Origin of the sequence: Sulfitobacter undariae, from assembly GCF_014196805.1 — a bacterium.
GTDB lineage: Bacteria > Pseudomonadota > Alphaproteobacteria > Rhodobacterales > Rhodobacteraceae > Sulfitobacter > Sulfitobacter undariae.
On sequence record NZ_JACIEI010000014.1, the window covers coordinates 1 to 26,820 of the forward strand.

Sequence of the window (26,820 nt, forward strand, 5' to 3'; positions counted from 1 at the left end):
AACCCGTCCGCTGCCCCGTAGCTCATTGCTGCGCTTCGGTAGAGGCGTTCTAGGGTTTACTCAACAATCCCGCAACCCGATTCCGACATAAAAACCAAAAAATCCGAACCTTTCTGCCCTAACCGCCTGAAGAATACACAAATCTGTCATATTTATATGGCCATACTAAAAGTTCGCGCTACTGAATAAATGCGCTAGGGCTCGCGCAACTATGCCCCACAACACCACAAATCCCCCCAAATCCAACGCCATCCAGCCCGACCACACCCGAATCCGACACAAAAACACAAGAATCAAACCCAGAATCAGGAATCGCTGAACACCGGACCGCACAAAAAACTCTCAGCATTGAAGTTTAGAACGTGAAAGGAGGCGGGGGCTGACCCAATCTCGGAAACGCCGCTCCTATCGGAGCGGCGACCTTGTTATGTGTTGGGACGGACCCTTGCCGCGCTTTTATCTGCAAAAGCGGCAAGGCGGGCGCGGGCATCCGGCTGTGTATTCACAACGCCTGCCACAACGGCTTCGGCATAGGCCGCATCCATCGCCGACATGTTCTGCATGTGGCTTACCGCCGAACAGATGGCAAAATTCGACAGCGGCAAGTTTTGCGCAGTTTTGCGCGCCAGTTCCAAAGCCGCATCAAAACTGGAGCCTTCTACGATATATTGTGCCAGTCCCAGATCAACGGCCTCTTGGCCCTGATAGACGCGGCCCGTCAGCATCATGTCTATCATACGTGATTTACCAACCAAGTCTGTCACACGAATGGTTGCGCCCCCTCCGGTGAACAGCCCACGCTGGCCTTCGGGCAGAGCGAAGTAAGCGGTTTGATCCATCACACGGATATGCGCCGAGCTGGCAAGCTCAAGCCCACCGCCGACAACTGCTCCTTGCAGCGCGGCGATAACGGGAACACCGCCGTATTCCATTTTGTTAAAGGCTTCATGCCAACGCAAGCATACATGCATGAAATCGGCAGGGCTGCGGTCTTGGTCATGGTGCTCAATCAAATCGAGCCCAGCGCAGAAGTGATCGCCACTGCCTGCCAGCACAACGGCCCGCACACCAGCACGGGGCGCTGTGGAGAAGAACTCGACCAGTTCTTCGATGGTGTCGATGTCCAGCGCATTACGTTTGGTGGGACGATTCAGGGTCACCACCCAAACGCCATCATCATGGGCTTCTACCGCAAGGTTGGTGTAGCGGGTGGGATCAATTGTGAGGGCCATCGGCATATCCTATCCAGATCAGAAAACATTCTGCCAATTTGGTCCTTCATTTTGTTTCAGATCACAAGCTCCAGCACGCCTTGCCGTACCATCATGACGAAGTGACGCGGCGTCAGGATGATGTGTCACCCACCTTGCCTGACGCCAGATAACATCACCTCACTCTGCTGGTTGAGCCTGCGTTGCTTTGCGGTTTGCTTTGCGTTCTCCCAGCATCAACATCGCGGGTGTCACCACAAGGGTCAGCACCGTTGCTACGATCAACCCGCCCGCAATGGCCGAGGAAAGCTCTGTCCACCATTGGGTTGACGGGGCGCCGTAGACAATTTCACGGGTGAAAAAATTCAGGTTCAAGCCAATCACCATCGGCATAAGGCCAAGCGCGGTTGTGACCGACGTGAGCAAAACAGGACGCAAGCGTTGCGCCCCTGTGCGCAGAGCAGCCTCCCGGGGGGATTGGCCCATTTTCCTGAGGTCATTATAAGTGTCGATCAACACGATGTTGTTGTTCACCACGATACCCGCCAATGCAATCACCCCGATCCCGCCCATAACGACGCCAAAGGGCCTACCTGTAATCAGCAATCCCAGCAGCACGCCTGCGATGGAAAAGACGATCGCACTCATCACAACAAAAGCTTGGAAGAAGTTGTTGAACTGGATCACGAGGATCACAAACATCATAAAGATTGCCGTGAAAAACGCGCCCATCAGAAAGATCATACTTTCTTGCTGCTCTTCTGCTTCACCGGCAAAGCTAAAGGCGACGCCATCGGGTAAGTCAGCATCTTCCAGCGCCGCAGTCAGAGCAATCACCTGATCGTTGGGTAACACCCCTGGCGCGACGTTTGCTTCGATTGTGGTCACACGTTTTTCATCGATGCGGCGAATTACGCCCGTGCGCTCAGACGGCGCGAAGGTCACGAAGTTGGAAATAGGCACGAGACCGGACGCTGTCGGCACCCGCAAACTGGCCAGCTCAGAGAGCGAGCGTTCTTCGCGTGGGAAACGCACGCGGATATCCAACGATCCGTCCACATCATCAGGGCGATAGTCAGCCACTGTTATCCCTTGGGTCAAAAGCTGCACGGCTTGACCCAGCAAACTCACATCCGCACCAAAACGTGCGGCCTCTGCGCGGTTCACAAGAATTGACACCTCGACACCGGGAACGGGGCGGGTATCAGTCACATCGGTAAATCCCCCGACGCCATCCATGATGTCGCGCACCTGCTGAACGGCGTCTCCTTGTACGGATTGGTTACGCGCCGTGATCTGCAAGTTCACGGGTTTACCCGCTGTCGGGCCGCCGCTTTCGGTTTGGACCTGCACATCAATGCCCGCGATGTCAGACACGCTGCGGCGGATGTCCTCGCCGATCTCGGCGGCCGTGCGGCGGGTATCCCATGGCGTCAGTTCAAGCTGTAGGGTGCCGATGGTTTCCTCATCCCCCTGCCCCGCACTCATCATCGAGCGTGCATAGATGCTGGCGATCTCGTCATAGCCCAGAATGCGGTCTTCAACAGCACGCACCAGCGCGTCGCGCTCAAAAATTGAAAAGTTATCGCGAGCGCGGACTTGGACCTGCATAAAGTCAGGCTCAACCGATGGGAAAAAGCTGATGCCCTTGCCGAAAGCGCCATAGAGGCTAAAGCCCCCCAACAGCAATGCAATCGCCAACAACAGTGTCGCACCCGGACGCAAGATTGCCCACTCCAACAACCGCACATATCGCCCTGTGAAACCGCCCATATCACGCGGATCGCCCAGCTCGGCTGCATGCAACCCTGCTTTTGCAATTGCGGTTTGGGGTTGGCGTTTGCCTATCAGGCCGCCCACAACGGGAATAAACACCAAGGCCATGAACAAAGACGCGGTAAGCGTCAGGATTACAGTGATGGGCAGGAACTTCATGAACTCCCCCATCATACCGCTCCAGAACAGCAGCGGGAAAAACACACTTAGGGTGGTCGCGGTAGACGCAATGATCGGCCAAGACATGCGCTCGGCGGCATAGGCATATGCCTCTTTTGGGGATGCCCCCTCTTGCAGTTTTCTATCCGCAAGCTCGGTTGTGACGATCGCACCATCCACCAACATTCCAACCACAAGGATCAGCGAGAAGAGGACAACGATATTCATCGTGTACCCCATAACCCACAGCGCAATCACCCCCGCCAGAAACGCACCGGGAATAGAGAGGCCCACAAGGATCGCAGACCGTGTGCCCAGTGACAGCACAATCACAATCATCACAAGGATCACGGCGGCGATGACGTTGGCCTCCAGATCGCTCAACATATCTTTGACCTGTTTACTCTGGTCTTGCAGATAGGTGATTTCGATGTTGTCAGGCCAATCAACGCGCAGTTCTTCTACCCGCGCCTTTACCTGATCCACGGTATCAATGATATTCGCGCCCGAACGTTTTGTAACCTCAAGCGCAAGGGCAGGCTGCCCATTGATCCTCGCAAAGGAACTTGGGTCTTCAAAGGTGCGGCGGATCGTTGCGACATCGCCAAAGGTGACAACGGCATTGCCACGCACTTTGACAGGCATCGCCATCACATCCTCAAGGCCCTCAATCAGCCCCGGCACCTTCAACACAATGCGGCCTGACCCAGTTTCAATCGCGCCTGCTGCTATCAGACGGTTGTTTCGCTGTATCTGCCCGATCAATTCGTCAAATGACAGATTGTAGGTTTGAAATACTGTCGGATCGATCAGCACCTCCAAAAACTCAAACCGCTGCCCCCCGATTTCCGCCTCCAAGACCCCCTCAAGACCCTCGAACTCTTCCTGAAGCTGCTCTGCCAGCTTGTTCAGCGTCCGTTCTGGCACGGGACCAGACAGGATCGCCGTGATGATCGGGAAAAGGGCGGTATTGATCTCGGTAATAACAATGTCATTGGCATCTTCTGGCAACTCGGATTCCACGCGGTCCACGGCCTGACGCACCTTATCCAAGGCCTCGTCATTATCCCCGCCTGCTTTGAACTCCAGTTGGATGCTCGCAAACCCTTCGGAGGCATCCGACTTCATACTGTCCAGCCCTGCGATGGACGCAAACTCAGTCTCCATCGGTTCCAACAACAAGCGCTCGGCGTCAGAGGGGCTAATGCCGTCCAAACCCGTGGAAATATAGAAAAACGGCAAAGGGACTTCTGGGTTCGCCTCTTTGGGGATGGCACTGTAGGCAAAGGCACCCACAGCCAAAACCATCACAAGAGCCATGACCACGACACGCGCGCGCGAAAAGGCTGCGTCGATAATAACCTTCATTATTTTGGCTCCGCAGTCGCTGGCGCCACCGTTTCGCCCGCGTTAACATAGCCCTGACCAACAGTGATCACGTCCACCGCTTCTGGCAAACCAGTGACCCAAACACCGTCAAGCTGCGCCTTTACGATTGTGATCGGAAAGAAGGCGACAATATTTTCGGCATCAACAGTTTTCACGCCCAATGTCCCTTCGGTATCAAGCGACACGATAGAGGCGGGCAGAAAATGCGCAGTCGTCTCACCTGTCGGGATGACAACCTCGGCGGAAATACCCGCTGGAATGGCACCATCGTCATTGGCAACTTCGACTTCGGCAAGAAAAGTACGTGTTTCTGACGCTGCGGAGGAGCCTACAAATGTCAGCGTCCCTTCCCGTTCTTCTCCTGTGATGAAATTCACGGATGCCGCTTGGCCCACACTCAGACGGGTTAACGATTGCTGCGGCACCTGAATGGCAACAGTCAGCGGCGTAATGTCAACCAAACGCCCGACTTCGGCACCGACCGAGATGTATTCACCTTCGTTCAAATCAAGCGTTTCGATCCGCCCAGCAAACGGTGCTGTAATCGTCAACGCCTTGGCTTCTTGCGCAATCGCAGTGACTTGTGCTTGGGCCGAGGCAAGCGCCGCACGCGCCTGCGCCAAGCGGTCAGCGGTGGCCACGCCCCGTTCCAGCAGGCTGGCGGCATTGTCGAATTCACGCTGCGCACGCGCCAGCTCTTCTGCTGCGCGATTGGCGTCTGCGGTGTTATTGGTCGGGTCAAAACGCGCAATCACTGCGCCCGCGGCAACATCCTGCCCTTTGGAAACCAGAACCTCTGTAATGTCCCCCGCAGCTTCGGCACGCAGCATAGTGTCGCGATCAGGCTGTGCTTGCCCTTCCGCGCGGTAAAATTGCGTCACAGTTTCAGCAACGGAGGCAACAACAGCAACGGAAACAGGTTTGGGGTCTTCGCGTTTGGTGACGGGTTGTTCGTCCTCTGACGGCAAGACAAACCCGCTCCCCATCCATGCTACAATCCCAAGCACCAAGAAGCCCGCAATCCATGTCGAACGAGAAGCCCCTTTATCAGAGCTGAAGGTTAAATCCTGTCTAGATGGCTCGCTTGCATCTGTTTGCCCCTCGGATGCTCGCCCTGATAGGGTTTCTGTCGGCTTACTGGTCAACTGTCGGTTCCTCAAACGCGGCCGATGGTGGCCCCTTGCTGTGAAAGACTTAGCGCCAGCATTGCATCAAAGGAAACATACATGACTTCGCAAAGAGGTCATGTGTGGTTTCAACATCAATGGCAGGTACGGCGCTTCGTTCCCAAAAATACTCCACCCTATATAGGGCTAAATCACGCATTTCCAATTCGCCCAAAAATTAACTGCGTCAATCTTCAAAAAGGTCACAGTTTCAAAAGTGATCAGCAACACAAGCCTTCCATCAGCCCGAAGATGTACTGAGCCCCATATTACCCAGCGTAATCCGTACCGGGCCAAAGGTGACATTGACCGACATGGACGGTGAGGCGTTGCGAAACCCGCGCATTACGGCAATGGCTGTCGGTGAAGACCCGGCCAGAAAATGGTTGCCCCCGCTGCCCCCTGCTTCTGTCAAATCAATAACCAAAATCCCCAAATCCCCAAGCAAGTCTAAATCATCAACCGTTCCTAGCCGCTGTCGACCGCCTGAAAGACCTGCTGATATTTTCAACAACCGATCATTTTTAGCGACGGCAACGGTAAAGGGCTGCGGCAACGGCGCAAGGCTGCGTGCCTGCATCTTGAACAAATCAATGTCGATGTCAGGAGATATAAGCACGACATTCGCCAGTCGGTCCAATATCTTCCGGTCGCCTTGCAACGCAATCTGGCGCAGCGCTTCCATAACCAGAAAACCGCCCATAGAATGACCAACGATGGCTAGTTTTGGCTGATCGTGCTGCAAAAGCCGCAACAACGTTTCAACCAACCCGTCGCGCGCGTGCAGCGCACTATCCCGATCTTCGGTATAGGCCAAAGCATGTGCCGCAGACGCCCAAGCAAAGTGAATTTGCGGCCCTTTCATATCATAGTCCCAAGCAATCTGGGCCTGTCGATAAACACCTTCGGCGAAATTCGTGTTATAGCCGTGGACAAACAGCACAGCCTCTTGCGCCCCATGCGCTTGCTCGCGAACGGCGCCAGCAAGCGCCTCAAGATCGGGCAGCAACTGTGCGCCCACCAATGCAAAGTGTTTTTGCGGATCGGGGTTGTTCCCAGAGGGCCATTCAATGTGGCCTGTTTGATGCACAGGCGGAATTGAGACTGCGAGCTGGGCAAATTGCGCGCTATCCGCACGGTCTGCCCCATAGGCAATCGGTGCGGGATCAGCAACGCGTAAGGTCGCGACCAATAGCTGCTGTACCCCTGTCGCATCTTCAGCATCTGCGCGCCCGAATTGCCCACGTGGACTGCACGCAGCTAAGCCGCTGGCGGCCAAATAGGTAAGGAGAGCACGTCGGTTATTCATATTGCCGTCCACCCAAGGGACACCCTTTTCTGCGCTAACTCGCCCCAGCTATCACATTGTAATAATGATGTAAAATTCCTCATGCTCCTCAATCGTTAGATTTGAACACACAATCGGGAACCTGCGCTGCACAAACTGTGGCTCAAATAAGGAAATATTATGACATCTCCTCCTATCTTGTCCTCAACTTGATTTTCTTGACCGCGAATCTTTCATCAAATGCTGACGAAAGCCGAGCGCCGCAAATAGGTGTATAGTCTTATGAGTGTCGATATTTCCACGAACAGCCTCTATGAATATAATGGCGATCTTACTTCTCTGCTGAACCTGTCTATTCTCCCCGATGTCTCCGGCCCTATGTCAGGCACCATAACTGATGATAACGGGCTACTGGGTACAGGCACCCCAACCACAGTCACTATTGGTGGTGTGGAATCCGAAATTGTTTACATCGGTGCCGGAACAGTTTCTCTCACCATCGCGTTCATCACGCTCGACAGTCGCGAGATTGCGGCGTTTTCCATTGATGGTCAAATCTATCTCTACGCTCCTGACGGGTTTTCGTTGCTAGCCGGCGTCGTTGCGACCTTTGAATTTAATGAAGGCGTTCCCTTCAGGTTGTACGATGGGGCTGTGGATGGTTCGGATATTGGTCAAACCATGGGCTTTGGGTACTCCGATGTCGATGGTGACAGCATCACCACGGGCGCCGACACGATTTTTGGCAACGGGGGCTCGGATTACATTTCGGGGCTTGCCGGGAATGATCTGATTATCGGCGGCACTGGCAACGATACGGTATTAGGTGGCACCGGAAATGACACTATTCACGGCGATGAAGGTGACGATTCTCTTTTAGGCGGCGACGGCGCGGATTCCATCGAAGGCGGCATCGGGGATGATACGATCGATGGTGGCGCTGGAAACGACACCCTCTATGGAGACGAAGGTAACGACACCATAAATGGCGGCGCGGGCGACGACGCCATTTATGGTGGCGACGGCAACGACGTTTGGCGTGATAGTGGTGAGAATGGGGGATCTGATACCGTTTATCTTGAGGACGGCGATGATTATGCTGAGGTTGGATACCTCATCACCGGTGTCCCCGAAATTGTTGATGGCGGCAGCGGGAATGACACCATCGCCTTGGATGCGGCGATTACAAACACCCTCGACTTGGACCTTACCTTAAATGATGATGGGACCAGCAGCTCTACCTCGATTGGCAGCGTAATTTCCAATTTCGAAAATGTCCGCGGTAATGCGGGCGAAAACCAGATCGCGGGCAACATGCTCGGCAACCAAATCTGGGGTCTCGCGGGCGATGACTCTCTGAGTGGTGGTGGGGGCAGCGACACGCTTTCTGGTGGCGATGATAACGACACAATTGATGGTGGCGATGGTAACGACCTCATCTATGGGGGCACGGGCGATGATAGCCTAACCGGCGGTGACGGTGATGATCAGTTTTTCTATTCTAACGGTGCCGATACAATTTCCGATTTTGGCACCGATGACAGTGGTTCTGTCGATGACGGCGACCAAACAAACAACGACTTCATCAACTTAAGTGGATTTTATAACGGCACGAGCACGGCATCCGTAAACAGCGCCGACGCAGATCCAAGCAATGACTTTGCTGGGGCGCTAGAAATGTTGCGCGCAGACGCCGCAGACGGGCGCATCGACGCCGTCATCGGGGGAGTAGATTACAGTGCCCTGATTGGCGACATAGATTTAACCCTGCTTTCAGGAGGGTCTGCCGTTACCGGGGCGGATTTGACCTTTGACAATACGGGTGTATCAGGCGCGGGCGTCGGATCAGACGGGATCGTCAGCGGAACAGGTGGCAACGACACAATTGACGTAAGCTATACCGGCGATCCTGACGGCGATATGGTCGATGCGAACGACAACGCCGCTGGTAACAATGATGATATTATTGATGCTGGCGATGGCGACGACTTTATTATCGCTGGTGAAGGGGATGACTTCGTTCTGGGTGGCACCGGTGTCGATACTATTTATGGCGGCGACGGCAATGATCAGATCGATGCTGGCGAAGACGCGGGCATTGTGTCTGGCGGGGATGGCGGTGACGTCATTCAGGTTTTCGGCGGAACCCGTGCAGATGAGATCGACGGCGGCAGCGGGATCGACTATTTCTTTATCGTACAGGTTGATACCTCTGGCAGCGCAAATCTGGGTCTAATCGCGGGCGGCGATGGCAGTGACTTCATCGATGTCATTGATTCAGACATCGGCGAAATCTACGGCTCGGACATAAGCGGTACCGATCTTGGCGGTGCCGGATATGATACGTTTAACATTTATGGCGACAGTTCCGTTGACCTCATTTGGACCGGATATTCCAGTGATGAAACGGGCGGCACGGATTTCATCACCATCTCGGACACTTCCACTGTCGACCAAGTCTCGATCACCACGCTAGATCAAGACGTCGCCATCACAATCAACGACCAAGGACAATTGGGGAATGATACGTCCAATCCGACCGTCGACGGCTGGAGTGGCGCACAGACAGTTACGGTCAACGACAACGGTGTGATTGACGGCTCTGGCTCGTTCGATTTAGGGGCTGGTAATGATACCATCACGTTTAACGACGCGTCGACACTCGACACAGTGCTGGATGCGGGCCTTGGCGATGACCAGATCGCATTTCAGGGCAATGCCACTGCCCAAGCCAATGTGCTGGGCGGCGATGGCAATGATGTCATCATCTTCGCCGGCACCGCCACAACCACAGGTAACATCCAAGCAGGCGTGGGCGATGACCTGATCTTTGCAGGTATCTCGGATGACGTTATTTACGGCGATTCAGGCAATAACACCCTTTCTGGCGGTAGCGGCGATGATACGATCTACAGCGGTACGGGTGACGACGAGGCCCTTGGTGGCAGCGGCGACGACGTGTTCATTGCCACGGGTGCGCTATCGGACAATGATACCATCACAGGCGGTGAATCCGGCGAAACCACTGGCGATACGATCGATTATTCTGGCGTTACCGATAACCTGACGGTTGCCTACTCTGCGCTTGAGACCGGCACGATCTCTGGCGGGGCCGGTACGCATACCTTCAGTGAAATCGAGAACCTCATCTTGGGCAGCGGCGACGACACGGTTGTCGGGGCTGCGGGTGCTGACAACATCGATGGCGGCGCAGGGGATGACAGCCTCACTGGGGGCGATGGCGATGACACTCTTCTAGGCGGGGCGGGTAACGACACCCTTTCAGGCGGGGCAGGTGCCGATTCACTTGTAGGGGGCACAGGGGATGACACCTTTACTTACAATGACGGAGATGGTGCTGATACGATTTCAGATTTTGGCACCGATGACAGCGTACCAACTGAAGACGGTGATCCAACCAACAATGATTTTGTCGATCTCAGCAGCTTCTATGATGCCGCATCTCTTGCAGCGGTAAACGGGTCTGACGCCGACCCGAGCAATGATTTCACACATGCGCTGCAAATGTTGCGTTCTGACGCAGCTGACGGGACAATCGACGGCATCATCAACGGTGTCGATCATAGCGCATTGATCGGTGATATTGATCTCACCCTGCTTTCGGGTGGCGCGGCGGTTACAGGCGGTGACCTTACCAATGATAACACCGGTGTGGTTTGTTTCACATCCGGCACAGCAATCCGCACGCCGCGCGGCGATGTCCTGATCGACGAGTTGAAAGTTGGGGATTCGGTCACCACGATGGATAATGGGCCCCAGCAAATCCGCTGGATTGGCACCCGTGAGCTGAAACAGCCAGAACTAAACCAGAATCCGAGCCTGCGCCCCATCCTTTTCCCCAAAGGGGTTATGGGGGCCGAGCGTGATCTTTTGGTTTCACCGCAACATGGCATGTTATTTCGAAGCACCCAACATCTGGCACGCGCCAAACATCTGACAACCAGCGAAAAGCAGGTCCGCGTTGCCAATGGTAAACGTGAGGTCACATACATCCACTTGATGTTCGATGCCCATCAAATCATCTTTGCGGAAAATGTCCCATCCGAAAGCTTCTTCCCCGGTCCAATGGCCTTCAAAATGCTGAGCCACTCCGCCCGCCAAGAGGTATTGGAAATCTTTCCTGAACTTGGGCAAATCACAGATAGGACCTCAGCGTTTACGGCCTACGGAATGTTGGCGCGTGAGTTTTCAAATGATAAAAACGTCCTATGCCGTTAGATGCGTAGGCACTTCGCCACACGGGTTTTTATGCTTCCAGCAACCCTCGGTGGAAGCATAAAACCAAATATGCCTGCACACTTGGCCATGAAACAATGCGTAAGCGGCATTCTGACAGGCATGACCCTCAGCAAAGACAACAGGTTGACCCAAGCCCCGGCGCAACACTATCACAAAAAGAAACTGCTGCGCCCTATCGGCTTCTTGTACGCCTCAGAGCACGGCGATAAGTGGAGATCATGACAGCATCACACCCCGCAAGACAGCTCACCGTACGCGGTGCCTATAACATCCGCGATCTGGGCGGCTATACAACCGCCCAAGGCACGCCCGTTCCGTGGCGGAATTTCTTGCGCGCCGATTGCCTACACCGATTGGACAAAGGTGAACCCGAGCGCTTGCATTTCGAAGGCCTCTGTATGGTTGTGGACTTGCGCACAGCGCGTGAAGTCCGCGATGCGCCCAGTTGTCTGGAAGGTATGCGAGGGGTTGATTGGGTAAACCTGCCGCTCTTTGATGCGCTGTCCCCAGCCGCACTGGCCGAGGTAGATGTGCCAGAAGGCGGTCATCCGCTGCTGACCATGTACATCACTGCCGTTGAAACACGGGCAGAGGCGATCACCAACATCCTGAACCGAATTGCGCAGGTGGAACAGGGTACAGTTCTCTTCAACTGCACCGCAGGCAAAGACCGCACTGGCGTGATTGCTGCACTCTTGCTGGGTTTGGCTGGCGTGTCCCATTCGGACATCATCACCGACTACGCTCTGACAGAATCCCTGATCCCCGAATTGGTTTCCGAATTCCTTAGCCTGTCGCGGAGCAATGGTGGCGACGTACAAGCCTATGCAACGCTGCTGGAAAGCCCAGCGGATGCAATGGCCGGATTGTTGGCGCATCTGGATGCCAACTACGGCTCTGTCACGGGTTACCTAGACCATATTGGCGTACCTCTAGAGACTTTATCCCGCCTACAGGATCGCCTAGGTCTAAACGACAGCCATTAACGGCGATTTTTTGCGAAAGCTCGGTCAAAGGAACTTTTACTCTAATCCTTTTGCCCCGCATAAGCATGCGCCACCCCCCGAAAGGCCATATCGACAGCGTCGCAACACGGCGCAATGACACCCTGTGTCCGCAAAGCCGCTTGATACTGCTCTGCCACCGCAGCTTCTCCGATGATCGCAACATTTTGGCCCAGCCAGTAAGGCCGCGCAGCCGCCATTTCCATCCCGATCCACATGCCTGACAGGCGCGCCCGCGCCTTGGCGGGATTATGCCCCACCAGCCGCTCTTCTGCATGTAGGGAAAACAGCGCCGCGACCGCGCGTTCGGGACGTGACATTGCGTCAGACAATGCAACTTCGAACGCGGCATCGTCCCAACCTGTACCTTCCAGCGCACGGCTTAAAGCAGAGTCCGCTGCCAGCATCTCAATCACCTCACCGGTCATAAAGGTCTGAAAGCTCACAACTTCGCCAGCACTGATGTGAACCCAATTGCTACGCGCACCAGCCAAGCACAATACCCCGTCCCATTCAGGATTGGCCGCAAGAAACCCCAAAATCTGTGCCACCTGCCCGTCCATGACATCTGCGGGCTGCGTCTGCGCCATGCCATCAAGGCACATCACAGCAACACGCGGATCGATTTCTTGCAACGGCACAAAACTACTTGGCGGCACAGCCGGAACATTCACAAGATTCAACGCGCTTGGCCCAGCAAAAAGAATGGGTAAAACGCTGTTCTCTTCTAAAAAGGGGGCAAGCATTTGCAACAGCGAACCTGTGTACGATGCCGTTGTGAGCGTTTCACTCATGTCGGTGACTGCGCCCGCATTGTGCACGCGCAGATGCAGGGTCTTGCCGATCAAAACTGCCGCGGCCCATCTATCGTCGTTCATATCACACCCATTGTTTGTCGCGCTGACCGTACCTTGTGTCTGGGGGGGCAGCAACGGGCAGCCGCATCAGAATTTAGCTGCTGCACGCTTGCCCTCAGGAGCGATAGCCTCCAATGTCGCCACAACAGCCAGAGACGGCTTCAAGAGGGCAAAACATGACACAAACCACACTCCGCCAGCACCTACAGGCACAACAAACCGACACCGATTTAATGATCCTGATGGAAGACATCGCCACAGCTTGCCGCATGATCGCGGACCGTGTGCGCCATGGTGCTTTTGCTGGTGTTCTAGGGGCCGCAGAGACCGAGAATATTCAGGGCGAAACACAAAAAGAACTGGATGTCATTTCTGACGAGGTATTCCAGCAGATTGTCGGCGGCAACCCGTCACTGGCCGCGCTGGTATCTGAGGAAGTGGATGAAGTGAACTGGCGCAAAGAAGCGCCCCAAGCGGGCGATTTTGTCGTTTATTACGATCCGCTGGATGGGTCATCTAATCTAGATGTGAACCTGTCCGTTGGTACTATTTTCTCCATCGTCCGTCTGGATGCCGCCATTTCGCCCCAAGCAGATGCCGTCAAGATCAAAGGCACTGAACAGGTCGCAGCGGGTTATGCCATTTATGGCCCCTCTACGGGTCTGGTAATCACAACAGGTCAAGGCGTCGATGGCTTTACTCATCACCCTGGATCAGGTGAGTTTTTGCTGACCCAGCCAGAAATGAGCATCCCTGCCGAGACACAAGAATTTGCAATCAACGCGTCGCGCTATGACATGTGGGACACCCCTATTCGCGGTTACATCGACGATTGCCTACGCGGCGCAAACGGTCCGCGCGGTAAGAAATTTAACATGCGCTGGTGTGCTTCGATGGTGGCAGATGTCCACCGTATCCTGACACGGGGCGGCGTGTTTTTATATCCTGCGGATAGCGGCAACGCGGCACAGGGCGGTAAATTGCGCCTGATGTATGAGGCAAACCCGATGGGTATGTTGGTTGAGCAAGCTGGCGGTGCCTCATCAACAGGCACGGGCCGCATCCTCGAAGTTGCCCCCACAGGCCATCACCAGCGGGTGCCAGTGATCCTTGGATCACGCGATGAGGTCGCTGTGATCGAAGGATATCACAAAAAGTAGCGCCTATTCCGCCTCGTCGAGGCCTTTGGCAACTTGGCTATGGCCTTGCAAAATATCGCTGTGGATCGCTTCGCCCACTGCTTCATAGTCGCCATCACGCAACGCACTGATGGCGACTTCGTGCATATCGGGCAGCTCTTCCGTCTGGGCCTGTTTTACCATCACGCGCAACGACGGACCAATCCGCAGCCAGTGTGACGCCGCCGTTGCCATCAGAATTTCCGCCTCTGAATGGGCATAAAGCGCCCAATGGAACCTATGATTATGGCGCAGGTAGGATTGGATATCCCCTGCTGCAAGCGCCGCATTCACGTGAGAGTCGATTTCTTCCAACGCGTCGATGTCGGCAGACTCCATGCCCACTGCAGCCAAACGCGCGATCTGCGGCTCAATCCCTGTGCGGGCGTATGTCAGTTCTTGCAACTGTTCGATCGTCAGTTCAGGCACCATGATCCGGCGGTTATCACTTGCGCGCAATGCCCCTTCCGCTGTCAAACGGCGAATGGCTTCGCGGGCGGGCGTAATGCCTGCATCCAGCCGCTCAACAATACCTTGAATGGTCACAGCTTCACCCGGCAACAACTCTCCGAATAGGATCAGATCACGGGCTTTGCGGTAGATAATTTCATGTGAGGGTAGCGAGGAGGTTAGGGTCATAATGTGCCTGTGACTGTGACTGTGACTGGTAAAGTATCATGGCAAAGATTGATCCCTTTGACCATGGCGATCAGACGCTCAGCGTTGCGCGCACGGCGCGGCCCCATGCGGCATAACGATCTTCGCGGGTGCTTTCATCCATTTGCGGCGCAAAGGTCTGTTGCAACGCCCACGCTTTGGCAAAGCCCTCCATCTGAGGATAGAGCCCCGCCCGCTGGCCTGCCAGCCATGCCACACCCAATGCGGTTGTTTCCGTGATATGCGGACGGTCCACAGGCGCACCTGTGATGTCTGCTAAAAACTGCATCGCCCAATCGCTGGCTGCCATGCCACCGTCCACACGTAATGTCGGATCGGCATCATGGCTTTTCCAATCGGCATGCATGGCCTCAAGCAAGTCACGCGTCTGAAAACCGACGCTTTCCAATGCGGCGCGTGCCATCTCGGCAGGGCCGGTTGCACGTGTCAGGCCAAAGGCCGCGCCACGGCAATCAGGGTTCCAATAAGGCGCACCTAATCCGGTAAAAGCAGGCACTAATATGACGTTTTGCGATCTATCCGATTGCTCTGCTAAGACACTGGTTTCGGCGGCATCGCCGATCACGCCCAGCCCGTCCCGCAGCCATTGCACAACGGCACCCGCCACAAAGATTGAGCCTTCCAGTGCATATGTCGGCACACCGTCCAACTGATAGGCGATGGTTGTCAGCAAGCGGTGTTTGGACGCCACGGCGGTTTTCCCCGTGTTCAGCAACGCAAAACACCCCGTGCCGTAGGTGGATTTCAACATCCCCGGCTCAAAGCACGCTTGCCCGACGGCAGCGGCCTGTTGATCCCCCGCCACCCCGAAAATCGGAATCGCCGCCCCCAGTATGTCAGGATCAGTCTTGCCAAAATCGGCAGCGCAATCTTTGACCTGCGGCAGCATCTCCATGGGAATATCCAACAAGGCGCAGATGTCTTTGCTCCAGACACCTTTGTGAATGTCATAGAGCATCGTACGTGCGGCATTTGTCGCGTCAGTCACATGGGCACGGCCCCCCGTCAGGTTCCAGATCAGCCAACTGTCTACTGTGCCGAATTTCAGCAACCCTGCCCGCGCCTGATCCCTTGCGCCTTCATGATGATCTAGAATCCATTTCAGCTTTGTCCCTGAAAAATAGGGATCCAGCAGCAGACCTGTTTGCTCAGCAACCAATTCTCCATGCCCAGCCTCTTGCAAAGCATGGCACATATCTGCGGTGCGGCGGTCCTGCCAAACGATAGCATTGCCAATAGCCGCGCCTGTCTCGACATTCCAAACCACGGTGGTTTCGCGCTGGTTTGTGATTCCGATCGCGGCGATATCCGCTGCAGTACAATCAGCCGTTTCCAACACCTCACGGCAGGTGGCCAGCGTGGAGCGCCACAGGTCTTGGGGATCATGCTCCACCCAACCGGATTGCGGGAAATGTTGCGCAAACTCCTGTTGTGCGGTGGCGGCAACCTTCAGGTCTGCGTCAAATATAATCGCACGCGAAGAGGTAGTGCCCTGATCAATGGCCAGAATATTGTTTGCGGTCATGAGGCCTCCTTTACGCCACGCATAAAGACATCAAGCGCAGCAATTTGGGCGTTGTCCATCCGCAGTCCCAATTTTGACCGCCGCCAAATGACATCATCCGACGTGGTGGCATACTCGTAGGTCATCAGATAACGGACTTCAGCTTCGGTCAATGTCGCCCCGAATTCCTGCCCCAAATCCTCAGCCGTCTTGGCATCGCCCAAAACAATCTGCGCATGAGTACCATAGGCGCGAAACAATCGTTTGGCCCATTTTTCTGTCAGGAAAGGGTATTCACTAAGCAGCGCAGCAATCCTTGTACCCACCTCTGCCACAGGGAAATCCCCCCCAGGCAAAGCAACGCCAGCGGTCCATTTCGGCTCTAACGTTGGGATATAGGGTAATAGCTTGTCCATCGCGTCTTCGGCCAACACGCGGTAGGTTGTGATCTTGCCGCCAAATATATTCAGGATAGGCGCACCCGCGTCATCAACCTTGAGCACATAATCACGCGTCGCAGCAGTGGCCGATGTCGCCCCGTCATCATAGAGCGGGCGCACGCCTGAATAGGTCCAGACCACATCATCAGCGGAAATGTTACTCTCGAAATACTGGTTCGCAAATTGAATCAGGTAATCCCGTTCCTCTGGCGTACATTCAGGCGCTTTGGACGGGTCATCATGTTCGGCATCTGTTGTACCGATCAGGGTGAAATCTGTCTCATAGGGTATGGCGAAGATAATCCGCCCGTCGCTACCTTGGAAGAAATAGCATTTATCGTGATCGTAAAGGCCTTTGGTCACAATATGTGACCCCCGAACCAGCCGAACACCCTCGGTCGAATTAACGCGCACTTTGGTTTGAATAATATCGCCTACCCAGGGGCCCCCAGCATTAACAAGAATACGTGCGTGATGGGTTTGCAGCCCATATGGCCCCTCTGTCTGTACCTCCCACAGGTCACCCACACGCGCAGCCGAGATGACTTTGGTCTGCGTCATGATTTGTGCGCCGCGATCTTGTGCATCCCGTGCATTCAGCACCACCAAACGGCTGTCCTCAATCCAGCAATCGGAATACTCAAACGCATGTTCAAATCGCGCCTCTAGCGGGGCACCTTCAGCGGTGTTGCGCAATTTCAACGTACGTGTAGCAGGCAGCAAACTGCGCCCGCCAAGGTTGTCGTACATGAACAAGCCAAGCCGGATCAGCCAAGCAGGCCGCCGCCCCCGCATCCACGGCATCACCACGTTCAGAATTTTCGAAGTGGGCGTTTCCCCTTCAAAGCGCATGTCCCGGTGGTACGGCAGCACAAACCGCATTGGCCAAGAAATATGCGGCATCGCACGCAGCAAAACCTCGCGCTCCTTCAGGGCGTGACGGACCAGATTAATCTCAAAATATTCCAGATAGCGTAGCCCGCCATGGAACATCTTGGTCGAGGCAGAAGACGTGGCTGACGCCAGATCGTTCATTTCGGCCAGCCCCACGCTTAACCCGCGTCCGGCCGCGTCACGGGCAATACCGCAGCCGTTCACGCCCCCACCAATGATAAAGAGATCAAATGGCTGGGCACTATTGGGGGAATTGTGCATGAGATTGCCTGTCTTGTGACGAAAAATTTAAGGGCCAGCTTCCATACAGAAGCCTTACCGCGACCATACAACATGAGTGACCATAGTACAGATCACAGCGGGCCGGATATTTCGTTTAAGGGATCGAAAGGCCAGATTTGAACAAAAAATCCGATCAAATCTGGCTGTCTCTTTAGCTGCGTGGCGCGCCCGACGGTGTGCCTTTTGCCCCGATGTCCCAGAACAGACCAGCCATCAGGCGCAACGCATCACGGCTGAGGGACTTTAGCACATGCTCATTCGGCGCATGTTGTGAGCAGCTGCGGTAAGAATGAGGCACCCAGACTGTCGGCAAACCAAGGATGTCGGTGAAACTGTCATTAGGCAGCGATCCGGCAAGGTTCGGAAGGACATGCGGCTGTTTGCCTGTGGTCTGCACAATCGAATCCGTCACAAACCCCACCCAAGGGTGACTGGGGTCCAAACGTGTTGCGGCGAAGAATCCGCGGTCATGGGGGATGATTTTGACGGCTTCAAACCCATGCGCATCCAAATGGCGGCGTAGCGCGGGCAGAATTTCTTCTGGCGTTGTGCCAACCACGTAACGCAATTGGCACGTTGCGCGCGCAACATCGGAAATCGCGTTTACGGGCGCTTCTGGCACACCGCTTTTCATCGCCAACACGGCAAAGCTGTTCCAACCATAAGCGCGCTCAGCGGGGGATAGGCTTGCTTCGCCCCAATCTGTATCAATGGCAGGACCATCACTGCCCTCAATTGGCAACCCGTCCAGCGCAGCACGGACACTGTCGGTCAAGCTATCTGGACGCCATTCAGCAATCTGGATTTGTCCGCGCTTGTCGGTGATGCAGGCCAAAGCATGGGCCAAAATCATCGCGGGATCGGCCAGCAGGCCACCCCAGTTGCCCGAATGATGCGCCCCTTCGCGCAGGTTCAGTTCCAGATCAAAGGTAACCCCACCGCGCGACCCCATGAAAACAGTCGGCACATCCGGTTGCAAACGTGGTCCATCAGAGGCAATCAATACATCAGCAGTCAGGCGGTCTTTGTGGCTGTGAAAAACCTCGGCAAGGCCGCTAGAGCCTACTTCTTCGCTCATCTCGATGACAATGCGGGTATTGAATCCCAAGGTGCCGCGTACAGACAGCACGGCCTCCAACGCTGCGATATTGATCAGATGCTGACATTTGTTATCAGCGCTGCCCCGCCCATAGAGCCGGTCACCTTCTTCGATCAATTCAAACGGCGACAACCCCTCACGCCACATGCCCTCTTGGGCACGGATCACGTCGCCATGGCCATAAGTGAGAATGGTCGGCAGATCGTCGTCCTCGCGGCGTTCGCCAATCAGTAACGGACCACCACGGGGATCGGGGTTTTGGATGATCTCGGTGCCAAATCCCATCTTCTCCAACCGTGGTTGGATCGCCTCAACCAGATACCGCACCAGTTCTGGGGCTGCCTCGGGATTCTGGCTTTCGGTAGGGTATGCCACAAGCGTTCCAAGTTCGCTTTGGAATTTGCCTGTCTCGAAATAGTCGGTGATTGCATCAATAGCAGCATCGCGGGTCATGGTATTAATCCTCTAGTTCCAGTGCGGTATCACCCCAAGGTGACATGATTTCAGTACAACCCGTGTTTGTATCGCCGTCACGCATCACCCCTGCTGGGCAGGCAAAGGCATAAGGAAACACGCTACGCGGTGCTGTGGTCACATCATGATCTGCACGCAAACGGTCCAAAACCTCTGGCGCATGTGCCTCATCTGCGACGACGGACTGAGCGCCTGAAACGTCAATACGCGGATGGTGGAACGCATCGCCCACGCCCATCCCGTAATCCGCCACAAAGGACGCCATTTGTGTCATGGCAGATACGATCTTGCGGCCACCAGAGGCACCGAACGCGAATTTTTTATCGCCTTTTTCACCCAAGATAGGGCAGACATTCATCAAGCAGCGTTTGTCAGGCCCAAGTGAATTCGGGCGGCCTTGAGCCGGATCGAACCACATGATGCCGTTGTTCATCAAGAAACCAGTTGAGGGCGAAACGACACGGCTCCCAAAGATAGACAGCAGCGTTTGTGTCTGTGAAACCATGTTGCCGTCTTTATCCACAACCGAGAAATGCGTTGTGCATCCAGGGGCTTCGGGGCTTTCGCCATCGTCGCCCATCGTGCCCAACCGCGCCGCATAGGCCGCGTTCAAAGCATCCGCATAGGCGGCAAAGGCGCTTGGCTTATCGCTCAGGTCGCGCTGTTCGATGTCACCCATCGCATGGGCAAATGTCGGACCAGCAGTCAGCCCGTCCATCACATGGAACTGTGCATCACGGTAGCCAAAGCTGAGCGGTTTTTGAATTTGGGCGTTGTAAGCTTGCAAGTCTTCGCGGCTCAGGTAGCCCCCTTTGTCTTGCACGTCTTGCGCCATGGCCGCGCCAAGATCGCCGTCATAAAGCGCGCGTGCGCCTTCGCGTGCGATGATGTCCAGACTGTCTGCCATGCGGCTTTGATCCAACCGTTTCTCAGCCAGCGCCGTCCAGCCAGAGATGGTAGGCCATTGCCCGTCTTCAAGGAAAAGCGCTGCCGCGTCTGGGTCTTTGGCCAACATCCGCGTCACCGAAGCGATGCACAATGCCGCGTACCAATCCACTTGCAGGCCTTCGCGTGCATAAGCCACAGCAGGGGCCAGCAGTTCGGCCCATGGCAACTTGCCATACAGCCCATGCACTTTACCCAAACCATCCACAACACCCGGCACGGCGATGGCTTTGGCACCCTGCACGTTCACATCCCCAACAACTTTGTCCCAAGGGAACAAATCCCCTGCTTTGCCATCACCGGACAAAGGGAAATCCTCAACACGCAGACCTTTTGGCGAACGCATGCCATGGTTCACAGCAACGGCTTTGCCCTCACCTGCGCGCCACAGCATCATTGCACCGCCCCCCGCAGGGCCACTCATCCATGGTTCTAGTACCCCGATCACAAACGATGTTGCCACTGCCGCATCAACGGCATCACCGCCTGCGCGCAGCACCGCTGCGCCTGCTTCGGCTGCAAGGCGGTGCTGTGCAGATACGACACCACCTTTTGTCTCAATGACGGTTTTGGTTGTTTGCATCGTACGTGACAGGCTGGAGGCCATGGGAGGTTCCTTTGGTTTTAGACAGTAAGGTCCGCGCTATACATTGGGCTGTCGGGATCATGCAGGTGACATTCTACATGGCCACTATCGCGCGGGATCGGCGTAGGGACGCAGGTCTTGCAATGCGCTTGCGCAAACGGGCAGCGCGGGTGGAAATGGCAGCCCGAGGGCGGTGCAATCGGATTTGGATAGGCCGCGCCCAATTGCGTATCAGGCACACCTTTGGATGGATCGGGCGTAAGAACAGAATTAAGCAAAGCCCGCGAATACGGGTGGCGCGGCTCTTCAAACAAATCAGTGACGTTTGCTTCCTCAACGATGCGGCCCAGATACATCACAGCGACACGTGTCGCCAAATGCTCAACCACAGCCAAATCATGGCTGATAAACAGATATGTCAGACCAAATTCTTCCCTTAAATCATTGAGAAGGTTCAAAATTTGGCTTTGGACAGACACATCAAGCGCCGATGTAGGTTCATCGCAAATCACGATTTCAGGCCGCATGATCAAGGCGCGGGCGATGGCGACACGCTGGCGTTGACCGCCTGACATCTGGCTGGGATATGTGTTGAGAACACGCGCGGGCAGGCCGACCATGTCCAACGTTTCACGCACAGACTTTGCACGGCTGTTTGCATCACCGATGCCATGCACACGCAGCGGCAGTGAGACAATATCAGCAATGGTTTTACGCGGGTTCAAGGATGAATAGGGATCCTGAAAGATTGGCTGGATGCGGCGTGCCAGTGCCAAACGGTCCTGACCGCCAATCGCTTCGCCTTCAACCAAAACCTGACCCTCGGTCGGGGCCTCAAGGCCCAGCAGGATTTTGGCCAGCGTGGATTTGCCACAACCGGATTCCCCCACAAGGCCCAAAACCTCGCCTTTGTTCAGCGTGAGCGACACATCATTCACAGCTTTCAGCGGCTTTGGTTTGCCAAACATCCCCTGTTTGACGCTATAGGTTTTAGCGACGTTTTTAAGCTCCAATACGGGCGTGTTCATGCCAGCTCTCCTTCGGCATTAAGTGCCCCATCGGGATAGATGCACAAGAATTCATGAGGTGCCTCACCGCGTTCGGGGATCGCTTCGCGGCAGGTGTCAGTGGCATGCAAGCACCGTGTGCGGAAGGCGCAGCCAGAAACTTCGCCCACCAATGACGGGACAATACCCGGAATAGTGCCCAGAGGTTTGCCGCGCTCGGTCTTGCCCGGTTGCGGGATACAGCGCAGAAGACCACGTGTGTAAGGATGCATCGGCTGGCCGAAGACATCAGAAGCAGGGCCGGTTTCTACCAACTCACCCGCGTACATCACGCCGACTTTGTCAGCCACACGCGCAACAACACCAAGGTCGTGGGTGATTAGGATCATCGCCACATTCATTTCACGCGTCAGCTCAACCAGCAGGCTGAGGATTTGCGCTTGAATGGTCACGTCCAGCGCGGTTGTGGGTTCATCCGCGATAATCAATTCCGGTTCACACATCAGCGCCATCGCGATCACAACACGCTGGCGCAAACCGCCAGAGAGTTGATGTGGATATTGGCTCAGACGGCTTTCGGCGGCAGTGATGCCAACCTTTTCCAACAGCTCAATGGCACGCGCACGCGCCACTTGATGGCTGACCTTACGGTGCAAGCGCAGCGCTTCAATCAACTGATCACCAATGGTGTAGGCAGGGTTCAGCGAGGTCATCGGCTCTTGAAAGATCATCGCAATCCGGTCGCCGCGCAGGGTACGCATTTGGCGGTTGGACGCTTTGGTCAATTCAATCCCGTTGAAATCCATACGTTCGGCGCTGCGGCGGATATTTTTATCCAGCAAACCCATGATCGCAAGCGATGTCAGTGACTTACCTGATCCGCTTTCACCCACGATACACAAGGTTTCGCCGCGATGAAGATCAAAATCGATGCCACGCACCGCATGGAGCATTCCGCTAGCCAGCGGAATATCCAAGGCCAGGCCGCGCACGCTCAGAAGTGGTTTTTCGGTTTCCTGTGTCATCATCAGCTCCGGCTATCTGGGGCAGTTACATCGCGCAGGCCATCGCCCATGAGGTTGATCGCCAAAACAAGGACAAACAACACAACACCGGGGATCAGGACCAACCATGGCTCAAACAACATCATGTTTTTACCTTCACTGACCATCAGGCCCCAACTGGGTGTGGGGGGCTGAACGCCCAGCCCGAGAAAGGACAGCGTCGCCTCTAGCAAAATCGCATGGGCCATTTCCAGCGTCACGATCACAATCAGATTGTTTACGATGTTCGGCATGATTTCCGACAGAACAACACGGGAAGTGGAGGCGCCGATAGCTTGCGCCGCAGCCACATATTCACGCCGCCGCACCTGCAACGTTGAAGCACGCATGACCACCGCAAAGCGGTCCCAAAGCAACAGGCCCAGCACGCCGATCACAACCTGCAAAGAGCCGCCCAAGATGGCCACAACCGCAAGCGCCACCAGAACAACTGGCATCGCCAGACGCACGTTGATCAAGAAGGTCACAACCGCATCAACTTTGCCGCCAAAGTAACCAGCGGCAACGCCCATCGCGGTGCCGATCGTGCCTGAAATCAACGCAGCCACGAGGCCAATCAATAAAGACACACGCGCCCCGTAGATCAGACGCGACAGATAATCACGGCCAAGGTGATCCGTACCCAAAGGATGTTCCCACGTACCGCCCATGAACACAGGTTCAACCATACGGTTGCCGAGGCTCTGCTCATACGGGGAATGTGGCGCCAGCAGCGGTGCAAAGATCGCCACCAATACCAGCAGGAAAACGATGAACAGACCAAAGATCAGGCCTTTGTGTCCCACTACGCGCTTGCGCAAAACCTGCGCGGGTGTCGGGCCGGAAATTTCCTCCAGCAGCGGGTCTAGATTTTTTTGCATAGCCATTTCAGGAGCTCCTCATACGGGGGTCAAGCCACGCATTCAGCACGTCCGCCAAGAATGTGAAGATGATATAAAACATCGAAAAGATAAGGATCAGAGCCTGCACGGTGGGCAGGTCATTACGCGCGATGCTTTCCCACGCCAGATACCCAGCGCCATGTAAGGCAAAGACGGATTCAACAACGATAGAACCGCCCAACATGAAACCCATCTGAACCGCAGCCAAGCTGACCACAGGAATGATCGCATTGCGCAGCGCATGTTTGAACATCACGCGGCCCTCGCCAGCCCCTTTGGCACGGGCGGTACGGATGTAATCCGAATTCAAAACCTCAAGCATCCCTGCCCGTGTCAAACGCATGATCGCAGGCATCGCATAATAACCCAGAACAATTGTCGGCATCACAAAGTGCCGCCACGTACTGGCACCTGAGGGCGGCAACCAACCAAGCTGGATTGCAAATACTACGATCAAGATCAACGCAAACCAAAAGCTGGGCATCGCCTGCCCCGCAACCGAGATGAACAGCGCAACCCGGTCCACGATAGAGTTGGGACGTACCGCAGCGGCAACCCCTAAAGGAACGGCTGTGAGCAACGCAAAAGTTATCCCGCACAGGCCCAACGTCATCGTCACGGTCAGACGATCAGCAATCAAGGTAGAGACGGGGAGCTTAAAGTAGTAGCTTTCGCCGAAATTGCCTTGAACCGCTTGGAACAACCATTCGCCGTATTGCACCAGCATCGGTCGATCGAACCCGTAAAGAACGCGGATCGCCTCGACATCTTCGCCGCTGGCGGTTTCGCCAGCCAGCGCTGATGCGGGATCACCAGATAGGAAAAGCAATGAAAAGCTGATGAAGCTAACGGTGAAAGCCACGAGTAACGCGAGGCCCAACCTTTTTAAAATGAATGGCAGCATGGGCCGCGGTCTCCTTATCCGTTTTATCGGACGCTATATTTTGAAAATAAAAATGCCCGAAAGGTCACGCAGACGCTTCGGGCATTTTTGTGGAGTTTACTTCCAGTTCATGGTTGTGAACCGCAGCACTTCGTCCGCTGTCGGTGTGTATTCCACGTTCTGGTTGGTCACATAGTTGGTGTTATAGCTGAACATCGGCGCCCAATAGGCTTCGTCCGCGATACGCTTGAGTGCTTTTGTGTAATACTCTTTGCGCTTTTCAGGATCGTTTGATTGGTCAGCAACGTCCAGCCATTCCAGCGTTTGATCGTCACGCGTCATGTCAAGGCTACCGTGCTTGAAGAACTGGCTGACCATCGCGGAAGCATCGTTGATGGAATAGCTGCCCCATGTCTGGAAAGACATCGGCACTTCGCCCTTCATGTTCAACTCACGCAATGCGGAATACTGCAACATCTTGAAGTCGATCTTGATGCCAACGGCGTTCAGATAGCTTGCGATTGCTTCAGCATAGTCGCGGTCACGGTAAGCGTAAAACTCGGTTGTGAAACCGTCTGGATAACCCGCTTCGGCAAGCAGTTCTTTGGCTTTTTCAGGGTTGTAAGGATATTCGGTTACGTTCTGATCACAACCAAACTGGCTTGGGAAACACGGTGTCCAGACAACTTTGGACTTCCCTTTGAGCAGGTTATCAACCAGCGCGTTACGGTCGATGGCATAGTTAACGGCCTGACGCACTTTGACGTCCAGAAACGGGTTTGGATCCATTGAGGAACGGCCCGCCGCATCCATGAACAAGTACCCAACACGCATGGTGGATTCGTTGGAAACAACGAACTTATCACCCATTTCCGCCAGCTTTTCCGCCTGATCCGCAGGCACCTGCCAGATCAGATCAAGAGAGCCCGAAAACAGTTCCGCAATCTGGGTGTTCACATCAGGAATGGTGCGGATGTCAACTTTGCCAATGCTAGGCTGGCCTTTTGGGCTGTCATGGTAGTTTTCGTTCTTCTCCAGAACAAACCGCTGACCGGGCACAACTTCGACCACTTTGTAAGGGCCGGTGCCGACAGGTTTCAGGCCCATGCCTGACGGGCCTACTTCGGCGTAATATTCTGCGGGGTACATGGAAACCGGACCGGACAGGAATTCGATCGCCGCCGGGAACACTTCTTTGGTTTTGATGCGAACGGTGAAGTCATCAACTTTTTCAGCCGATTCCATCCAGTTCACGTTGCGCTGTGTTTTTACGCCGTTTTCTTCGTTGGCCACGAAGTTAACAGTTGCAACAACATCATCCGCGTCAAACGCATCGCCATTGTGGAACGTCACGCCTTCGCGGAGTTTCAGCTCAAGCGTTTTGTCGTCGATCCATTTCCACTCGGTCGCAAGGTTGCCCTTGTATTCGTTGGTGATCGGGTCGCGATAGATCAGGCCATCCCAGACAGCACGCTGCAAAACAACGCCTTCGCGGGATGAGTTGAAATAGCTGTCAACGTTTTCCAGCTCTTTGGTGTAGGCGACGCGCAATGTGTCATCTGACTTATCCGCCAGCGCAATACCGGTAGCCGATACAGACATGGCCAAAGCCATGGCCGTTGTTTTTAGGAATGTAGTTTTCATATCTTTCCCCCTGCCACGTGTGCCCGCGGCGACTATTTTATTTTTGCTAACCTTGCTGCAGTTATCATATAATGATACCAAGCATTGGCATATGATTATTTGAACCTGTGATTGTATAAAAATCAAGCCTCAATTCTTGATTTTACGAATC

Annotated in this window: 18 protein-coding genes; 3 read left to right on the plus strand and 15 right to left on the minus strand. The window is 54.9% G+C overall.

From position 1 onward, the window contains the following. Positions 1–425 precede the first annotated feature (425 nt). The 4 genes from GGR95_RS14900 to GGR95_RS14915 form a co-directional block, all read right to left on the minus strand. Positions 426–1,232, minus strand: a complete 807-nt coding sequence (locus GGR95_RS14900; protein WP_184567256.1) for a crotonase/enoyl-CoA hydratase family protein — start codon at positions 1,230–1,232, stop codon at positions 426–428. 159 nt (positions 1,233–1,391) lie between these two features. After that, entirely contained in the window at positions 1,392–4,514 is a 3,123-nt protein-coding gene (locus tag GGR95_RS14905) for an efflux RND transporter permease subunit (RefSeq protein ID WP_184567258.1), read from the minus strand. Next, positions 4,514–5,680, minus strand: a complete 1,167-nt coding sequence (locus GGR95_RS14910) for an efflux RND transporter periplasmic adaptor subunit (protein ID WP_184567260.1) — start codon at positions 5,678–5,680, stop codon at positions 4,514–4,516. Before GGR95_RS14910 ends, GGR95_RS14905 begins: the two co-directional genes overlap by 1 nt. A gap of 262 nt (positions 5,681–5,942) precedes the next feature. Then, positions 5,943–7,010: an alpha/beta hydrolase gene (locus GGR95_RS14915; RefSeq protein WP_184567262.1), complete on the minus strand. Its 1,068-nt coding sequence runs from the start codon at positions 7,008–7,010 to the stop codon at positions 5,943–5,945. A gap of 261 nt (positions 7,011–7,271) precedes the next feature. Between GGR95_RS14915 and GGR95_RS14920 the strand changes: the two genes are divergently transcribed. Both GGR95_RS14920 and GGR95_RS14925 read left to right on the plus strand, forming a co-directional pair. Continuing rightward, entirely contained in the window at positions 7,272–11,228 is a 3,957-nt protein-coding gene (locus GGR95_RS14920; RefSeq protein WP_184567264.1) for a Hint domain-containing protein, read from the plus strand. Between the two features lie 239 nt (positions 11,229–11,467). Further along, on the plus strand, positions 11,468–12,235 hold the full coding sequence (locus tag GGR95_RS14925) for a tyrosine-protein phosphatase (protein WP_184567266.1): 768 nt from the start codon (positions 11,468–11,470) through the stop codon (positions 12,233–12,235). Between the two features lie 41 nt (positions 12,236–12,276). On the opposite strand, the gene GGR95_RS14930 is transcribed toward GGR95_RS14925, so the two are convergent. Then, positions 12,277–13,131, minus strand: coding sequence for a 2-dehydro-3-deoxygalactonokinase (locus GGR95_RS14930; protein ID WP_184567268.1), 855 nt, complete (start codon positions 13,129–13,131; stop codon positions 12,277–12,279). 155 nt (positions 13,132–13,286) lie between these two features. On the opposite strand from GGR95_RS14930, the gene GGR95_RS14935 reads away from it, so the two are divergent. Further along, the gene (locus GGR95_RS14935) at positions 13,287–14,270 is read left to right on the plus strand and encodes a class 1 fructose-bisphosphatase (RefSeq protein WP_184567270.1); all 984 of its coding nucleotides are present in this window, start codon (positions 13,287–13,289) and stop codon (positions 14,268–14,270) included. Between the two features lie 3 nt (positions 14,271–14,273). On the opposite strand, the gene GGR95_RS14940 is transcribed toward GGR95_RS14935, so the two are convergent. The 10 genes from GGR95_RS14940 to GGR95_RS14985 form a co-directional block, all read right to left on the minus strand. Next, positions 14,274–14,927: a GntR family transcriptional regulator gene (locus GGR95_RS14940; RefSeq protein ID WP_184567272.1), complete on the minus strand. Its 654-nt coding sequence runs from the start codon at positions 14,925–14,927 to the stop codon at positions 14,274–14,276. Positions 14,928–14,997: 70 nt separating this feature from the next. Next, a complete protein-coding gene (gene glpK / locus GGR95_RS14945; protein WP_184567274.1) occupies positions 14,998–16,491 on the minus strand; it encodes a glycerol kinase GlpK in 1,494 nt (497 codons plus the stop codon). Then, positions 16,488–18,065, minus strand: a complete 1,578-nt coding sequence (gene glpD, locus GGR95_RS14950) for a glycerol-3-phosphate dehydrogenase (protein WP_184567276.1) — start codon at positions 18,063–18,065, stop codon at positions 16,488–16,490. The genes glpK and glpD overlap by 4 nt, the downstream gene beginning before the upstream one ends. 172 nt (positions 18,066–18,237) lie before the next feature. Continuing rightward, positions 18,238–19,638, minus strand: coding sequence for a M20 family metallopeptidase (locus tag GGR95_RS14955; protein WP_184567278.1), 1,401 nt, complete (start codon positions 19,636–19,638; stop codon positions 18,238–18,240). A gap of 4 nt (positions 19,639–19,642) precedes the next feature. Next, positions 19,643–21,211, minus strand: coding sequence for a gamma-glutamyltransferase (locus GGR95_RS14960; RefSeq protein ID WP_184567280.1), 1,569 nt, complete (start codon positions 21,209–21,211; stop codon positions 19,643–19,645). A 17-nt stretch (positions 21,212–21,228) separates the two neighbouring features. Then, on the minus strand, positions 21,229–22,218 hold the full coding sequence (locus tag GGR95_RS14965; RefSeq protein WP_184567282.1) for an ABC transporter ATP-binding protein: 990 nt from the start codon (positions 22,216–22,218) through the stop codon (positions 21,229–21,231). Continuing rightward, entirely contained in the window at positions 22,215–23,222 is a 1,008-nt protein-coding gene (locus tag GGR95_RS14970; protein WP_184567284.1) for an ABC transporter ATP-binding protein, read from the minus strand. The genes GGR95_RS14965 and GGR95_RS14970 overlap by 4 nt, the downstream gene beginning before the upstream one ends. A gap of 2 nt (positions 23,223–23,224) precedes the next feature. Further along, the gene (locus tag GGR95_RS14975; protein ID WP_184567403.1) at positions 23,225–24,121 is read right to left on the minus strand and encodes an ABC transporter permease; all 897 of its coding nucleotides are present in this window, start codon (positions 24,119–24,121) and stop codon (positions 23,225–23,227) included. Between the two features lie 7 nt (positions 24,122–24,128). Next, positions 24,129–25,046, minus strand: coding sequence for an ABC transporter permease (locus tag GGR95_RS14980; protein WP_184567286.1), 918 nt, complete (start codon positions 25,044–25,046; stop codon positions 24,129–24,131). Positions 25,047–25,142: 96 nt separating this feature from the next. Continuing rightward, positions 25,143–26,639, minus strand: a complete 1,497-nt coding sequence (locus GGR95_RS14985; protein ID WP_246423410.1) for an ABC transporter substrate-binding protein — start codon at positions 26,637–26,639, stop codon at positions 25,143–25,145. Positions 26,640–26,820: the final 181 nt, after the last annotated feature.

Excerpts from the sequence above, each read along its gene's own strand:
- GGR95_RS14940 (WP_184567272.1), bottom strand. The coding sequence starts at position 14,927 with ATGACCCTAACCTCCTCGCTACCCTCACATGAAATTATCTACCGCAAA.
- GGR95_RS14915 (WP_184567262.1), bottom strand. The coding sequence starts at position 7,010 with ATGAATAACCGACGTGCTCTCCTTACCTATTTGGCCGCCAGCGGCTTA.
- GGR95_RS14975 (WP_184567403.1), bottom strand. The coding sequence starts at position 24,121 with ATGCAAAAAAATCTAGACCCGCTGCTGGAGGAAATTTCCGGCCCGACA.
- GGR95_RS14965 (WP_184567282.1), bottom strand. The coding sequence starts at position 22,218 with ATGAACACGCCCGTATTGGAGCTTAAAAACGTCGCTAAAACCTATAGC.
- GGR95_RS14970 (WP_184567284.1), bottom strand. The coding sequence starts at position 23,222 with ATGACACAGGAAACCGAAAAACCACTTCTGAGCGTGCGCGGCCTGGCC.
- GGR95_RS14900 (WP_184567256.1), bottom strand. The coding sequence starts at position 1,232 with ATGGCCCTCACAATTGATCCCACCCGCTACACCAACCTTGCGGTAGAA.
- GGR95_RS14905 (WP_184567258.1), bottom strand. The coding sequence starts at position 4,514 with ATGAAGGTTATTATCGACGCAGCCTTTTCGCGCGCGCGTGTCGTGGTC.
- GGR95_RS14960 (WP_184567280.1), bottom strand. The coding sequence starts at position 21,211 with ATGGCCTCCAGCCTGTCACGTACGATGCAAACAACCAAAACCGTCATT.
- GGR95_RS14985 (WP_246423410.1), bottom strand. The coding sequence starts at position 26,639 with ATGGCTTTGGCCATGTCTGTATCGGCTACCGGTATTGCGCTGGCGGAT.
- GGR95_RS14980 (WP_184567286.1), bottom strand. The coding sequence starts at position 25,046 with ATGCTGCCATTCATTTTAAAAAGGTTGGGCCTCGCGTTACTCGTGGCT.
- glpK (WP_184567274.1), bottom strand. The coding sequence starts at position 16,491 with ATGACCGCAAACAATATTCTGGCCATTGATCAGGGCACTACCTCTTCG.
- GGR95_RS14925 (WP_184567266.1), top strand. The coding sequence starts at position 11,468 with ATGACAGCATCACACCCCGCAAGACAGCTCACCGTACGCGGTGCCTAT.
- GGR95_RS14935 (WP_184567270.1), top strand. The coding sequence starts at position 13,287 with ATGACACAAACCACACTCCGCCAGCACCTACAGGCACAACAAACCGAC.
- GGR95_RS14955 (WP_184567278.1), bottom strand. The coding sequence starts at position 19,638 with ATGACCCGCGATGCTGCTATTGATGCAATCACCGACTATTTCGAGACA.
- GGR95_RS14920 (WP_184567264.1), top strand. The coding sequence starts at position 7,272 with ATGAGTGTCGATATTTCCACGAACAGCCTCTATGAATATAATGGCGAT.
- GGR95_RS14930 (WP_184567268.1), bottom strand. The coding sequence starts at position 13,131 with ATGAACGACGATAGATGGGCCGCGGCAGTTTTGATCGGCAAGACCCTG.
- glpD (WP_184567276.1), bottom strand. The coding sequence starts at position 18,065 with ATGCACAATTCCCCCAATAGTGCCCAGCCATTTGATCTCTTTATCATT.